The organism is Geobacillus sp. CCR (assembly GCF_052906625.1).
The window spans coordinates 1-14,482 of sequence record NZ_JBREBQ010000008.1 but is presented as its reverse complement, the minus strand read 5'-3'; the positions used below and the strand labels follow the sequence as shown (position 1 = coordinate 14,482).

The window sequence follows — 14,482 nt, the reverse complement described above, 5'->3', positions numbered from 1 at the left end:
ACATTCTTTTGTTATATCACATTCGAAGGACGCGCCGCAAAGAAAAACGTTTCGTCATCTTTCTTCTATCATCTCTTTCTTTCGTCATGTATAATAGAAGGAGAATCGAACCAGAAAGGGGATTGTCGAATGGGAGCGATCTCAAATGAAATGATTTGGCAAGCCATTAAAGAACTTGCCGAGCAGCTGCAACAAACGAACGGACAAGTGCAGCAACTGGGCCAACAGGTGCAACAAACAAACGAGCAAGTGCAGCAACTGGGCCAACAGGTGCAACAAACAAATGAGCAAGTACAGCAACTGGGCCAACAAGTCCAACACCTTAACAGCCAAGTGCAGCAGCTGAACCACCAAGTACAGCAAACTCATGAGCAAGTCGACCAGCTCGCCAAACAAGTGCAGCAAACGAATGAACAACTCAACCAATTAAGCCAGCAAGTGGCCGACATGGACAAACGGATCACCGATGTCGCCAACGGCCAAAACATTTTAGTTGAAGAGCTGTTCGAAAACAAAAAGGAGATCAAGCGGGTCAAGACGGCGCTCAATATGTACTAGACGTCAGTCCGCTCCATTTCGTTGATCTCTTCGACGTTTAAAGCTTGTTCCATATCCTGTGTGAACATAGCCATCATCAAACAACATCCCCCTGCTTACGTCATACTAAAACTCCGAATCATCGTCGCCGCAAATGAAGCCCGGAAGGTTCTCCTAAACAGATCTTCCGGACTTTCTCATCATGAAAACGGACACCGTCTCGTCTCATCGCCCCAACATCTCTTTCACCGTCGTCCGCTCCTCAATCACCGATGGATTTCCAAACTGGCCTAGTCCGCTTGTTTTCTTCCATGCCCCCGACTCCTCTATTTATAATTCACTAATACATAGAAAGGTTGTTATTAAGCATCGTCACTTAATAACAACCTTTCGCATTTCAGCTTGTCTGCGTCTTCGCCGCCAGCGTCTTCGCCAGCTCGAGGAAAAAGTCGAGCGCCTCTGGATTGGCCATTGAGCCCGGGTTGACTGCCTTTTCGAGCGGGAAGCCTAAGAGCAGTTTCCGGATCGGAATCTCCATTTTCTTTCCATTTAGCGTTTTCGGAATTTGCTTCACCTCGTAAATTTCATCTGGAACAAAGCGCGGCGAGACGTGTTGCCGAATCGATTGGCGGATGCGTTCTTTCAGCTCGTCATCGAGCACTGCGCCCGGCTTGAGGACGACAAACAGCGGCATAAACGATTGCTTGCCCATCATTTCCAAATCGACAATGAGGCTTTCGAACACCCCGTCGACCGCTTCGACCGCACGGTAAATTTCGCTCGTGCCCATGCGGACGCCGGCGCGGTTGATCGTCGAGTCGGAGCGTCCGTAAATGACGCATCCCCCTTGTTCGTCAATTTTAATCCAGTCGCCGTGCTTCCAGACGCCCGGGTACGTGTCAAAATAGCTGTTCCGATACCGTTCGCCGTCTGGATCGTTCCAGAAAAAGAGCGGCATCGACGGCATTGGTTTTGTAATCACAAGTTCACCGACTTCATTCACAAGCGGCTGGCCGTTTTCGTCAAACGCCTGCACATCCGCGCCCAACGCGCGGCACGAGAGGATGCCGGCGCGCACCGGCAAAATCGGCGAACCGACGACAAACGCGGTGCACACATCCGTTCCGCCGCTGCATGATGCCAGGCAAATGTCATCCTTGACGTTTTCATACACCCAGGCGAACCCTTCGACCGTCAGCGGCGAACCGGTCGAGAGCACGGCCTCGAGCTTTGACAAGTCATATTGCTCTTTTGGCTTCAGGCCGAGCTTCATGCAGATGTTGATAAACGCCGCGCTTGTGCCGAAATGGGTGATGCCTGCCTTCTCGGCGAGCTCCCATAAAACGTTGCCATCCGGATACGTCGGGCTGCCGTCATAGAGCACGATGGTCGACCCGGCCAGCAGTCCGCCGACGAGAAAGTTCCACATCATCCATCCAGTCGTCGTAAACCAGAAAAACGTGCTGTCTTTCGTCAAGTTTTCTGAAATAGTCAATGCTTTCAAATGTTCAAGCAAAATGCCGCCATGCCCTTGGACGATCGGCTTCGGCAAACCGGTCGTTCCCGAAGAATACAAAATCCAAAGCGGATGGTCAAACGGAACGTCTTCATAGACGAGCTCCGCCTTGTCCGCCACGACATCATCCCACAGCACGACGCCCTCATCCGGTGCTTCCATCTGCCCGCGCCAATACGGAAGCAGCACCGTCTTTTTCAATGACGGCAATTTGGCGCGCAATTCGGATACGACCGGCATTTTGTCAAATTCTTTGCCGTTGTATTGGCAGCCGTCGACGGCAAACAAGACAGTCGGCTCGATTTGCGCGAACCGGTCAATGACGCTGCCAGCGCCAAAATCCGGCGAGCAGCTTGACCAAATGGCGCCGATCGAGGCGCACGCCAAAAACGCCATCACCGTCTCGGGGATATTCGGCATATACGCGACGACGCGGTCGCCGCGCTTCACTCCCATCGCTCGCAATGCTTTGGCGATCGCCGCCGTTTTTTCGCCGAGCTCCTGCCATGACACTTCCCGGTACGGCACGCGTTCCGAGCGGAAAATGATGGCCGGGCGGTCGGCGCGCGCATGCCGGAAAATATGTTTCGCATAGTTGAGCGCAGCGCCTGGAAACCACTCCGCCCCTGGCATCTTCCGCTCCCGCAGCACACACTCATACGGCGTTGCCGCCTGAACACCACAATATTCCCAAACCGTTTCCCAAAATTCTTCAAGATGCTCAACTGACCATGTCCATAGTTCGCGGTACGAGTTAAATGACAACTCCTTTTTCTCTTTCAGCCAGTCCATATACCGTCGAATGTTCGATTGCCGAATTTGCTCCTCCGTCGGCTGCCAAAGAATCGTCCCTTCCGTAATCGTTTTCATTTCATCGTGCGTCAATGGACGCCGTCACCGCCTTTCTGCCGATAGTTTGTTCAGACTATTCATATGATAACATGATTTCCTACTGTTTTGAATAGTTGTCGGTTCGACAACTCTGTCAGAAAAAGAAGAAGCAAATGGGTTGACAACAGCGAGGCAACTGGAATATGATAAATTCAAAAGTTGGTCTAATCCAAAAAAATGTCCTTAACAAAAAATATTAACCGGAGGGAAACTTTTATGGCAAAAGCAAAACACTGCCGCCTCTCCGATACGAAACCGGGTGATCGCTTTCGCATCGAAAAGGTTGATGTTCCTGATCCTGTGTTAAAACGACGATTGCTTGATTTGGGATTTGTACCCGGCGGGGAAGTGAAGGTTGGACAAAGAAGCCCGCTTGGCGACCCGACCGCCTATCGCGTTTGTGGAACGACGATCGCATTAAGGAAAGAAGAAAGCGACTATATTTACGGGGAGAAGATCAGCCATGACTGATAGGACGTATACGATTGCCTTAATGGGAAATCCGAACACCGGCAAAAGCACGTTGTTCAACGTCTTAACGGGCCTGCGCCAACATACCGGCAACTGGCCCGGGAAAACGGTCACTCATGCGGAAGGAGAATGCCGCCACCGCGGCACGTTGTACCGGATCGTCGACTTGCCGGGAACGTATTCGCTCTATTCCAATTCAGCCGATGAAGAGGTGGCGCGCGATTTTCTCCTGTTTCAACGTCCTGACGTCACGGTCGTTGTGGTCGACGCTACGGCATTAGAACGCAACTTGAATCTAGCGCTTCAAGTATTGGAAATGACCGACCGCGTCATTATCGCTATCAATTTGATGGATGAAGCGAAAAAGAAAGGCATTCATATCAATACAAAAAAATTAGCCGTCAAACTCGGCGTGCCGGTCGTGCCGATCTCGGCCCGCAACCGGGAAGGAATCGATGCACTGCTTGATGCGGTGGATGCCATGGCGCATGGCCGCATTCACACCACCCCGCTTTCCATCCGGTACAGCCCGGAAATCGAACGAGGCATTGCCAAGCTCTTGCCCCTTGTCAAGGAACTGATGGGTGACACGCATCCTGCTCGCTGGATCGCTCTTCGTCTCCTTGACGGCGATACATCGCTGCTTCAAGCGCTGAAACAACCGCCGCAACCATTGATCAAGGAGGGGAACGCGTATGCCTGTTGCGGATCCATCAAATCGATTTGACCGCTTAATGACAGAAGCGAAATCATTGGCGCCGGACAATGTGCGCGAGCAAATCGTTGCCGCCATCTTTCAAACATCGGCCGAGCTTTATCGAGAATGTGTCAATCATACGAAGAGCGTGAAACGTGATCGAACGGAACAGATTGACCGGATCGTCACGTCGAAGCGGTGGGGATTTCCAATTATGCTGGCGCTTCTCGCCGCTGTCCTTTACATGACGATCGCCGGCGCCAACGTATTTTCCGATTCGCTCGCCCGCTTGTTCGGAACGATCGAAACGTATCTCACCATGGCCTTTCAAGCGATTCACGCCCCCGACTGGTTGCACGGCCTCATTGTACTTGGCCTATACCGCGGCACGGCTTGGGTCGTCAGTGTGATGCTGCCGCCGATGGCGATTTTCTTTCCCGTATTCGCTTTGCTCGAAAATTATGGCTACTTGCCGCGTGTCGCCTTTAACATGGATCGCTTGTTTAAAAAAGCGGGGGCGCATGGCAAACAATCACTGACGATGGCCATGGGCTTCGGCTGCAACGCGGCGGCCATCATGTCGACGCGCATTATCGAATCACCGCGCGAACGAATGCTGGCCATTTTGACCAACAACTTCGTCCCCTGCAATGGACGTTGGCCAACGCTGATCCTGCTTTCCTCCTTATTTATGGCAGCCGGCTATACAGGCGGATGGAAAACGTTCGTTACGGCGGGTGTGGTCGTCGCCATGGTGTTGTTTGGCATCGTCGTCACGTTGACCGTTTCATGGGTCTTATCCAAGACGGCCTTGCGCGGCATTCCGACCCATTACACGCTGGAGCTGCCGCCGTACCGACGCCCGAAAATCATGGAGACGATCATCCGGGCCACCCTCGACAAATCACTCTATGTGCTGAAACGGGCGGTAACGGTTGCGGCGCCGGCCGGCATTCTGACATGGGTGCTCGGCAACGTTCACGTGGGAGATACGACCGTGCTGGCGTATTTAGCCGACTGGCTTGACCCATTTGCCAAAGCATTGGGATTGGATGGCTACATTTTGATGGCGTTCATTTTAGGCTTGCCAGCCAATGAAATTGTCGTGCCGATTTTGCTGATGGGCTATTTATCCGCGGGGGCGCTCATCGAAGCCGATGGTCTGCATTCTCTTAAACAACTTTTGCTCGACCACGGCTGGACGTGGCTCACCGCCCTCAATATGATGCTGTTTTCCTTGCTTCACTACCCATGCGGCACGACGCTCGTCAACATTTACAAAGAAACGAAAAGCGCAAAATGGACGTTCGTCGCCTTTGCCTTGCCGACAGCGATTGCCATTGCGGTCACCTTTACGACCGCACAGCTGGCGAGATGGCTCGGGCTCGTATAAACGGCGCAGCCCCGCTTCCCGATCGAGGAAAACGGGGCTGTTTTTTTGGACAACTAGACTTGATAAGAAAAAGCAGTTCTTCACCAAACGTTGTACTGGAAGGCGCCCACTCATAGCTTTCATCCATTTCTTGAATCATGAATGAGGTTGCATGATGGCGCAAGAAACCGATCCGATTGGCCAAGCGCATATTATGGCGATGAACCGAAGAAACAGCGCCGCCTCCAATTCTCCATCCTTCTTCCCTATCTATACTTCCTTGACTTCTTCTAGATGGGAAACATCGCCTTCCACAACCAGGTGAAACACGTCCGCATTCACCTCCACAATCGTCACGCTCGTGCCGTACATATACGGCGGCGACCACAGGTGGTCAAGCGGCGTGTCTTTGAACGCCGCCATGAGCGTTTTCAGCACGACGCCGTGAGTGACGATTAACACCGTTTCTCCCTCGTGCCGATCAACGATGCTCTGCACCGCTTCAAGCGCCCGCTGCTGCACGTCACAAAACCGCTCGCCTCGCTGTGGAGCGTACAGATGGGGCGCGTTCCAAAAATGGTCGAACGCGATCGGATCCATTTGCCGAATCTCGTCATGCGTCTTTCCTTCCCAATCGCCAAGATGAATCTCGCGCAGCCGCTCGTCTTGATAGATCGGAATGAGCCGCCCGCCGCGGACAATCTCCGCCGTCTCAAGCGCCCGGCCGCTTGTGCTTGTGTAAATCGCGGCCAATTCCACCGCTTCAAGCCGCTTTCCAAGCCGCATGGCGTCTTGCCGCCCTTTTTCCGTGAGCGGCGAATCTTGCCAGCCTTGCATCCGCCTTTCGACGTTCCACTTCGTTTCCCCATGTCTGGTCAAATACAAGGTTGTCGCCATGTCTTCCCTCATGTCTCCTCTCTATTAATCTACCTCTCATTCAACCGCCCGCTCAGGCAAGCGAAACGCAACAGATCCGCTTTTGTCCGTTTTCATCTCTGCTTGAATGCCTTTTGGCAACACTGCCATTGGATCTGTATGGCCAAAATCGGCATCATACACAACCGGAAACTCGTACCCGCGTGTCATCCGCTTCGTTTCACGAGTTTCGTTAACTCGATTCTTTCCGGCGTTTCGATGCGCTCGATGGCACGAAACCCATGGCGTTCGTAAAAGCGAATGGCCGGCGCGTTGCCGCTTCCGGTCGTCACGACGATCTCGCTTATCGACGGCTCTTGCTTGATGACAAAGTCGAGCAACGCGCTGGCGATCCCTTGGCGGAAACAATCCGGATCGACCATCAGCCGGCAAAGGCGAAGCGTCTTCCCATTCCGCTTGCAAGCGATCGCCCCAACGAGTCGTTCCCCTTGAAAATAGCCGAAAAAGCGCTCGCCGCATCGTTGCAGAGAAGCGATCGTATCGTGAAGCGGCGGGAGCGCCGTGCTGCCGATGATCTGCGCCTCGATCGTATACGCGCGCCGCTGTAGGTGCAGCACCTTAACGGCCGTTTCGTCGTCTGCTATGTGAAGTTCCGCAATCATGCTCCTCTCCCTTTCGATGGCGAAAAAGCGGCCGAGCCCGGCCGCTTATCATGAATGAATCACTTCCTCCATCGCCTCTTGCAGCGAATGAAAGCCTTTTTTCTCCCGACCGTCTTTTCGAACGGTCCATTCCTGCTTCTCAAGCGCCAGTTCACCGCGTTCGTTTTTTACAAACGGCATGTGAATGGTGATCATCTCATCGTCTTTGTTGATCGTATAGCCGACATAATAGCGATTGCCTTCACCATGCTCTTCAAAAATGCCGACTTGGTCGAGTCCATAGGCTTCCATCATCGGCTCGAGCGTGTCGATGAACTCCTCGATCACAACGCTTCTTGGCGCAAATTCCATGGTTTTTCCTCCTCTTGCCTAGTCATCAAGTGTAGTTTGCGGCAAGCCGAGGAAACTCATGAGTGGAAATGACCGACTTATGACGAAGGCCCATTGCAAGCCGTGCGGTTGTACTCCTCAAGCCATTGCTGCAACTTTTCCGCTTCAAGCGAACGGCTGAAATAAAATCCTTGCGCGTAGTCGCAATGCATTTGCGAAAGAAGCGCCACCTGCGATTCGGTCTCCACTCCTTCGGCCAATACTTCAATATCCAGGCTTTTTGCTAAATGAATGATCGTATCAACGATCGTTGCATCTTTCGAATTTTCCGCAATGCCTTGAATAAAACTGCGGTCGATTTTCAACAGCGACACCGGCAAATTGCGGATGTAAGCCAACGATGAAAAACCGGTTCCAAAGTCATCGATCGCCGCCTGCACACCGAGACGTTGCAATTCGGTTAAAATGTGCTGCCCTGTTTCGATGTTTTCCATCAGTCCGCTTTCGGTCACTTCCAAAATGAGCCGATCAGGCGCTAGCCCCGTCTCCCGCAAAATGCGCTTCACATGCTCGATGAGCTCCGGACGATTGAGCAAAAACGGCGACAAGTTGACTGCGAGCTTGAGGCCCGGAAATTTTCTTTCCCACTCTTTCACTTGACGGGACGCCTGTTCCAACACCCATAATGTAATTTCAAAAATAAACCCGCTTTCCTCCGCCAACGGAATGAAATCGAGCGGCGGAATTTCACCGAGCGCCGGGTGGCGCCAGCGCAACAGCGCCTCAACGCCCATTGCCCGGCCTTTGGCAAGCCTCACTTTCGGCTGATAGCATAAATACAACTGCCCGCGCATAATAGCAAACGGCAAATCTTGCTCAATCACCGCCTGCCGATGCTCGGTCGGCCGGTAAAAGGCATAGCCGTTCCGCCCCCGCTCTTTCACTTCGTACAACGCTTGATCGGCATATTTCATCACTTGCTCGATCCGATCGCTGTCTTTCGGGAAAAAAGCGATGCCGATCGACAATGTTGATTGAATCAGCTGTTTTTCGTAATAAAACGGCTCATGAAACGAGCTGACAAGCCGCTCGGCCAAGGCGGTCATCTCCGTTTTCGTGATGTTTGGCAACAAGAGAACAAACTCATCGCCGCCGATGCGGGCAAAAAAGTCGCCGGGACGCAACGCCCGCTCGACGCGCTTGACCGCCTCGCGCAAAAAGTAATCGCCGGCTTGATGGGAAAAATGATCGTTGATCCATTTGAATTTGTCAAAATCCAAATAGCAAAGGGCAAACGGCGTCTGACTCGCGATCAGCTCATGAATATGCCGCTCGAAATAGCTGCGGTTGGCGATGCCGGTAAGCGAATCGAAGTAGGCAAGCTGACAGAGCTTCTCTTCATACCGTTTCCGCTCGCTGATGTTTTTCACGGTTACAATGACGCAATCGAGCGTCCCCGCTTCATCGATGATCGCCTTCCCTTGCGCCTCCATCCAAACCCATTCGCCTTTCTCGCCTTGCTTGCGAAATTCGGCGGATTGCGTCTCGTATGTATCGTACAGCTCAGCCAATTTTTGTGCCACGACCGGGGCGTCATCAGGGTGGACAAATGTCAGCACCTCTTCGTATGACACTGGAAGGCGCTTGTTTGTTTTTCGCTTCCATGACGGCGGAATGTATGACAACTCACGATTGGGAGAAAAAATCAACACGTAATCGTTCGAATGCTCAACAATCAGCTGCAGACGCCGTTCCGCTTCGGCAAGCCGCGCTTGCAGGCCGCTCTCCTCCGCTTGGCGGCGAAGAACGCATAAGACGGCGGCCGTCTGTCCGTTTTCACCGATGATCGGCGACACGCCTGCAACCAATAAGCCGTCAAGCAACTCCCAGCGAAAGGCAGCCGGGCGCTGTTTCACCCGTTCAACCAACGCCCGTCCTTCGACGGACAGCGTCCTCTGTTCTTCTTCACTCAGCGCCAAGCCGGCAAAAGCCGGATTGTTGTAAATGATCACGCCTTGCAAATTCAAGATGACCACTGCTTCTGTGAAGTGATGGAAAAAGGCCGTATATTTGTCCATGCAATTGCTACCTCGCCGTTTCACCAAAATAAGCGATGTCCACACTTCCATTTTCACGAAAATCACGGCAAAAATCAACAAATTTCGCAAACATTTTGTCAAAAATATGGAACTGCCCACCGGCGGCCTTCCGGTCACCCGGTTTGCCGCTGGCGGGCGCGAGTGGGACACGTTTGGCAGCACGTCCCTCCTTTTGTGTGCACGTACAGGCAGCACGTCGTCCGCTGCATGCCGCTTGCTCCTTTAAAAAAGCGGCGAAGTGGGTTGTCTTTTTGTCCAAACAGGCGGCCGTCGGCTTCATGAATAAGGAAGCGGAAATCATCGCGCAGCCGGTCGGCGACCGGGGCAAGCGACTCATCCTCAAGCCAACGTTCATATACCCAATACACGTAAATCGCGACATTTTCCCATAAGACGAGCGGCGATATGCGCGTCAGGCGCCGCAACCGAGCGATGAGCGGAGCGAACAAGCCGGCGAACACGTCGCGAACGACTTGCTCGCGCCAGCGGCTGCGCTCAATGCCGCACGCCTCCGCTTCCGGCGGCTCAAAGCGAAACCGCGGCATCCACATCTCCCCTTCGCCGTCCGTGTCAAGCCAAATTCGTCCAGGATCGAGCACAAGCCGCTTGTTCCATACCGACATGGCGTATAGCGCCATCGGTGCCAAAAAGCTTAATCGTTTGACGAGCATCGACGCCGCAACGGCGTCATTTGCCGCTCCCATCTCGGTGCGGACGTGCGCGACATACTTCGCGAGCTGCCCGTCGTCATGAAGCAGCCAAGCAAACAACATCGACGACGAGACATCAGCCGCCCCGCTTGAAAAACGGTACGTTTCCAACGTTTTCATTTCGTCTTCACGCAGTCTCATCACGATACGCCTTCTTTCTGTAAAATTCGCCGTCCTTTCCCATACGGAATGCAAAGCGGGGTGCCAAAGATCGGATCGTACGTGATTTGGCAATCCATTTGGAACACATCTTTCACGAGCTGGCGGGAAATGACGTCTTCCGGCTTTCCTTCGGCATACACCGTTTTATCGCGAATGGCGACGAGATGATGGGCGTAACGGCACGCTAAATCCAAATCGTGAAGCACCATGACGATCGTCCGCCGTTCTTTTTCATTCAGCTCAAACAATAAATCTAAAATGTCAATTTGATGCGCGAGATCCAAATACGTCGTCGGCTCGTCAAGCAAAATGATGTCCGTTTCTTGCGCTAATGTCATGGCGATCCATGCGCGTTGGCGCTGTCCGCCGGAAAGCGAATCGACCGGCCGCTCGGCGAATTCGGCGAGTCCAGTTGCCTCTAGGGCCCGCACAACCGCCCGCTCATCTTCGTCACTCCATTGCTTGAACCACGTTTGATACGGGTAGCGCCCTTGCTTCACAAGTTGCAACACGGTCAGTCCTTCCGGAGCCATAGGCGACTGCGGCAAAATGGCGAGCCGGCGGGCGATTTCTTTTGTCGGCTGTTTGGCGATTTCTTTTCCATCCAGCAGCACAGCGCCGCTTGTTGGTTTTAGCAGCCGGGCCAAGGCGCGCAGCAACGTCGACTTGCCGCAGCCGTTCGCGCCGATGAACACCGTGATTTTTCCTTTTGGAATCGTCAAGTCTAAACGGTCAATAACGATCGCCTCGCCATAGGATAGCGTCAACTCTTTCGCCTGCAACCCATGCATGCGCATCCCTCCTTATAATTTCCGACTTCGGTACAATAAATAAATGAAATACGGTGCTCCAATCGCCGCGGTAAACACCCCAGCCGGAATTTCCGTCGGCGCCAAAAGCAGCCGCCCAGCCAAATCCGCCCCCATGACGAACACACCGCCTAACAGCGCAGCGGTCGGAAGAAGAGCGCCAAACGCCGAACCGACAAGGCGGCGCGCCATATGCGGCGCCATCAGCCCGACAAAGCCGATGCCGCCGGCGAAAGCGACCGCGCCGCCGGTGAGCGCGGTGCTAAGCAAAACAAGGCCTAGCCGTTGCCGTTCGACCGCGCCGCCAAGCCCAATCGCCAGCTCATCGCCCAGCTCCTGCACATTGACATGCCGCGCGGCCAATATCGCCACAAGGAGCAGTCCGATGACCCATGGCGCCATGAGCGAAACGTGCTGCCAAGAAGCTCCATACACACTGCCCGTAATCCACACGTTTGCCTGGCTCGCCCGATAGATGGGTCCTGTGATCATCAACAGTGTCGTCAACGCCTGCATGAGCGCAGAAACGCCGGTGCCGACAAGCACGAGCCGAAGCGGGGCGAGGCCGTTTTTCCACGCCAGCATATACACGAGCCAAGCAGCGGCCGCTGCGCCGAGAAAGGCGGCAAGCGGCAGCCAGTGGATGCTGACGGTGAGGGAGTTGTTTTCATCGCTAAACAGCGCCAAAAAGCCAACGACCGCGGCCGCCGCTCCGCCGGTGATGCCGAGCACATCCGGCGAAGCGAGCGGATTGCGCACCATTCCTTGCAAAATGGCACCCGCGGCAGCCAGCGCCATTCCGGCCAACCAAGCGACAAGCACACGCGGCAGGCGGAACGTCACAATCACCGTCTGATGCATTTCCTCTCCGTATCCGAACAGCGCGGCAGCGGCCTCAAGCGGGGACATGCGCATTTCGCCGCTGCCAATGCTGATCAGGAAAAGTAAGACGGCCGCTGCTATGAGCGCGGCGAGCACCGCAACAGCTTTTTTGTCATAGAAAAACGAGATGTGTTTTCCCATTCGGACCGTGATGTATTTTTTCATTTTGCGGCGATCCCCCTGCGGGCAATGTAGATGAAAAATGGAACGCCGAGCAAGGCGGTGACGATGCCGACCGGCACTTCGCGCGGCATCAGAACGTAGCGCGCCCCAATATCGGCCATAAGAAGCAAAATCCCGCCAAGCAAGGCGCAGTATGGAAGCAGCCAGCGGTGGTCGACGCCGGCCAGCGCCCGCGCCATATGCGGCACCATGATGCCGATAAAGCCGATCGGACCGGCAACAGCGACCGAACCGCCGGCGAGCAGGACAACTAAGAGAGCGGCGGCCGCTTTAATGAAGGTTGTCCGCTGCCCGAGCCCTTTCGCTACATCGTCTCCCATCATTAAGATGTTGACATGGCGCGCCAGCAGCATGGACCCAAGCCAGGCGGCGGCCAAATACGGAAAGACGGCTGCCAACAGCTCGAGCTTCCGGCCGGCGACCGACCCGGCCAGCCAAAAGAGCACTTCTTCAAGCGCTTTTTCATTCATCGCCAGCATCCCTTGCGTCAGCGAGGCAAATAAAGCCGCGACCGCCGTGCCGGCGAGCGTCATTTTGAGCGGGGTCAGCCCGTCCTTCCCCGCGGCGCTGATCACAAACACGATCAACGCCGCCATCGCCGCCCCCATAAATGCGACCCAAGACAACATTTGCAATGAAGAAATGGAAAAAAAGGTGACCATCACAACAATCAAAAAACCGGCCCCGGCGTTAATGCCGAAAATGCCTGGCGAAGCGAGCGGGTTTCGCGTCAGCGCTTGCATGAGCGCTCCGGCCATCGCCAAGCTGGCGCCAACGGCAGCCGCAATCAACGCTCGCGGCAGCCGAACCGTCGCCACGACTAAATGGGCATTCGATCCATCATTGTCGATGAGAGCCGCCACCGCCTGCCGCCAACTCGTATCGGTATATCCGCAAACGATGCTCATCCACATGGCGGCAAGCAGCACAATCAGCAAACCGATGAGGCCAACCATTTTTTGACGGTTTGTCACCAGCATCTCTGAGATCTCCCTTGCTTCATTTTCTATATCTCTATCGTCAAGTCTATTTGATAATGACTCTCATCGTCAATGTTTTTTCACGTTTTCTTATGATTTTTTTATCATTTTTTCATTTTATAGTTGACAATGATTCTCACTTTTATTACTATATAACACGGAAATGAAATTCATTATCAAATACAAAGGGGGATTGGCTAGTGAAATCACGACATCTCACCCTTCTTTCCGCCTTCATCCTTTCCCTCCTGCTTCTTGCCGGCTGCGGCGGAAAACAGGAAGAAACGGCCAAACCGAAGGACAGCAATCAATCGAAAGAAGCAAGCTACGCAGTCGAACACGCCATGGGCACGGCCGAAATCAAAGGCACGCCCAAACGGGTTGTTGTATTGACAAACGAAGGAACAGAAGCGTTGCTGGCGCTAGGCATAAAGCCGGTCGGCGCCGTCAAATCGTGGACGGGCGATCCGTGGTACGACCATATTAAAGACAAAATGGACGGCGTCAAAGAGCTCGGTTTGGAATCAGAGCCGAACGTTGAAGCGATCGCCGCCTTGAAACCAGATTTGATTATCGGCAACAAACTGCGTCATGAAAAAATTTATGAACAGTTGAAACAAATCGCTTCAACCGTTTTCTCTGAAACGCTGCGCGGCAACTGGAAAGACAACTTTATGCTCTATGCGAAAGCCGTAAACCAAGAGGCAAAAGGGAAACAAGTCATTGCAGAATATGACAAACGCATTGAAGACTTAAAAGCAAAACTCGGTGACAAGCTGAAGATGAAAGTATCCATCGTCCGCTTTATGGCCGGCGACGTGCGCATTTACCATAAAGACTCGTTCTCCGGCGTCATTTTGGATCAACTTGGCTTCGCCCGCCCGGAATCGCAAAACGTAAACGACTTTGCGGAAACCGGCGTGACGAGAGAACGCATTCCAGCAATGGATGGCGACATCCTGTTCTACTTTACATATGAGACGGGGGACGGCAAAGCGAGCGAACTTGAAAAAGAATGGATCAACGACCCGCTCTTTCAAAACTTAAATGTCGCTAAACAAGGAAAAGTATACAAAGTGAGCGACACGATTTGGAACACGGCTGGCGGTGTGCTCGCGGCTCATTTGATGTTGGATGATATTGAGAAATATTTCTTGCAAAGGCAATAATCGCCCGCTAATCGAGTAGGAGAGGGTGACTAACCCTCGTCCTCTCACACCACCGTACGTACCGTTCGGTATACGGCGGTTCCATTAAGTCTGACGCAGAGATTCATATCGTTGATAAAGACTCTTCAGCCCTTGG

15 protein-coding genes are annotated in these 14,482 nt (G+C 53.5%); 5 read left to right on the top strand and 10 right to left on the bottom strand.

Going from position 1 to position 14,482, the window contains the following annotated elements; translation table 11 throughout:
• Positions 1-129 precede the first annotated feature (129 nt).
• The gene (locus tag ACVBDQ_RS05820; protein ID WP_011230982.1) at positions 130-558 is read left to right on the top strand and encodes a hypothetical protein; all 429 of its coding nucleotides are present in this window, start codon (positions 130-132) and stop codon (positions 556-558) included.
• 376 nt (positions 559-934) lie between these two features.
• Here the strand turns inward: ACVBDQ_RS05820 and ACVBDQ_RS05815 are convergent, their stop codons facing one another.
• Positions 935-2,923, bottom strand: coding sequence for an acetoacetate--CoA ligase (locus tag ACVBDQ_RS05815; protein ID WP_446663098.1), 1,989 nt, complete (start codon positions 2,921-2,923; stop codon positions 935-937).
• Positions 2,924-3,160: 237 nt separating this feature from the next.
• Here ACVBDQ_RS05815 and ACVBDQ_RS05810 point away from each other — a divergent pair, with 237 nt between their 5' ends.
• Genes ACVBDQ_RS05810 through ACVBDQ_RS05800 form a run of 3 tightly spaced genes read left to right on the top strand, consistent with a single transcriptional unit; the run spans position 3,161 to position 5,505 of the window.
• The gene (locus ACVBDQ_RS05810) at positions 3,161-3,415 is read left to right on the top strand and encodes a FeoA family protein (RefSeq protein WP_446663086.1); all 255 of its coding nucleotides are present in this window, start codon (positions 3,161-3,163) and stop codon (positions 3,413-3,415) included.
• Entirely contained in the window at positions 3,408-4,142 is a 735-nt protein-coding gene (locus ACVBDQ_RS05805; RefSeq protein ID WP_446663085.1) for a FeoB small GTPase domain-containing protein, read from the top strand. Before ACVBDQ_RS05810 ends, ACVBDQ_RS05805 begins: the two co-directional genes overlap by 8 nt.
• Positions 4,111-5,505: a nucleoside recognition domain-containing protein gene (locus tag ACVBDQ_RS05800; protein ID WP_446663084.1), complete on the top strand. Its 1,395-nt coding sequence runs from the start codon at positions 4,111-4,113 to the stop codon at positions 5,503-5,505. Before ACVBDQ_RS05805 ends, ACVBDQ_RS05800 begins: the two co-directional genes overlap by 32 nt.
• Positions 5,506-5,754: 249 nt before the next feature.
• On the opposite strand, the gene ACVBDQ_RS05795 is transcribed toward ACVBDQ_RS05800, so the two are convergent.
• From ACVBDQ_RS05795 to ACVBDQ_RS05755, 9 genes are all read right to left on the bottom strand, one after another.
• The gene (locus tag ACVBDQ_RS05795; RefSeq protein ID WP_025039197.1) at positions 5,755-6,381 is read right to left on the bottom strand and encodes a histidine phosphatase family protein; all 627 of its coding nucleotides are present in this window, start codon (positions 6,379-6,381) and stop codon (positions 5,755-5,757) included.
• 36 nt (positions 6,382-6,417) lie between these two features.
• Complete coding sequence (locus tag ACVBDQ_RS05790; RefSeq protein WP_013145567.1) at positions 6,418-6,570, bottom strand: peptidase U61; 153 nt, start codon at positions 6,568-6,570, stop codon at positions 6,418-6,420.
• Positions 6,567-7,022: a GNAT family N-acetyltransferase gene (locus ACVBDQ_RS05785; protein ID WP_011230961.1), complete on the bottom strand. Its 456-nt coding sequence runs from the start codon at positions 7,020-7,022 to the stop codon at positions 6,567-6,569. Before ACVBDQ_RS05785 ends, ACVBDQ_RS05790 begins: the two co-directional genes overlap by 4 nt.
• Before the next feature lie 48 nt (positions 7,023-7,070).
• A complete protein-coding gene (locus ACVBDQ_RS05780) occupies positions 7,071-7,373 on the bottom strand; it encodes a DUF5634 family protein (protein WP_013145569.1) in 303 nt (100 codons plus the stop codon).
• Between the two features lie 77 nt (positions 7,374-7,450).
• A complete protein-coding gene (locus ACVBDQ_RS05775) occupies positions 7,451-9,430 on the bottom strand; it encodes a putative bifunctional diguanylate cyclase/phosphodiesterase (protein WP_446663083.1) in 1,980 nt (659 codons plus the stop codon).
• A 134-nt stretch (positions 9,431-9,564) separates the two neighbouring features.
• The gene (locus ACVBDQ_RS05770) at positions 9,565-10,302 is read right to left on the bottom strand and encodes an IucA/IucC family C-terminal-domain containing protein (RefSeq protein WP_014195638.1); all 738 of its coding nucleotides are present in this window, start codon (positions 10,300-10,302) and stop codon (positions 9,565-9,567) included.
• Entirely contained in the window at positions 10,302-11,114 is an 813-nt protein-coding gene (locus tag ACVBDQ_RS05765) for an ABC transporter ATP-binding protein (protein ID WP_446663082.1), read from the bottom strand. Before ACVBDQ_RS05765 ends, ACVBDQ_RS05770 begins: the two co-directional genes overlap by 1 nt.
• Before the next feature lie 12 nt (positions 11,115-11,126).
• On the bottom strand, positions 11,127-12,179 hold the full coding sequence (locus ACVBDQ_RS05760) for a FecCD family ABC transporter permease (RefSeq protein WP_446663081.1): 1,053 nt from the start codon (positions 12,177-12,179) through the stop codon (positions 11,127-11,129).
• Positions 12,176-13,177, bottom strand: coding sequence for a FecCD family ABC transporter permease (locus tag ACVBDQ_RS05755; RefSeq protein WP_014195635.1), 1,002 nt, complete (start codon positions 13,175-13,177; stop codon positions 12,176-12,178). The genes ACVBDQ_RS05760 and ACVBDQ_RS05755 overlap by 4 nt, the downstream gene beginning before the upstream one ends.
• A 200-nt stretch (positions 13,178-13,377) precedes the next feature.
• On the opposite strand from ACVBDQ_RS05755, the gene ACVBDQ_RS05750 reads away from it, so the two are divergent.
• A complete protein-coding gene (locus ACVBDQ_RS05750) occupies positions 13,378-14,346 on the top strand; it encodes an ABC transporter substrate-binding protein (RefSeq protein WP_446663080.1) in 969 nt (322 codons plus the stop codon).
• Positions 14,347-14,482 lie beyond the last annotated feature (136 nt).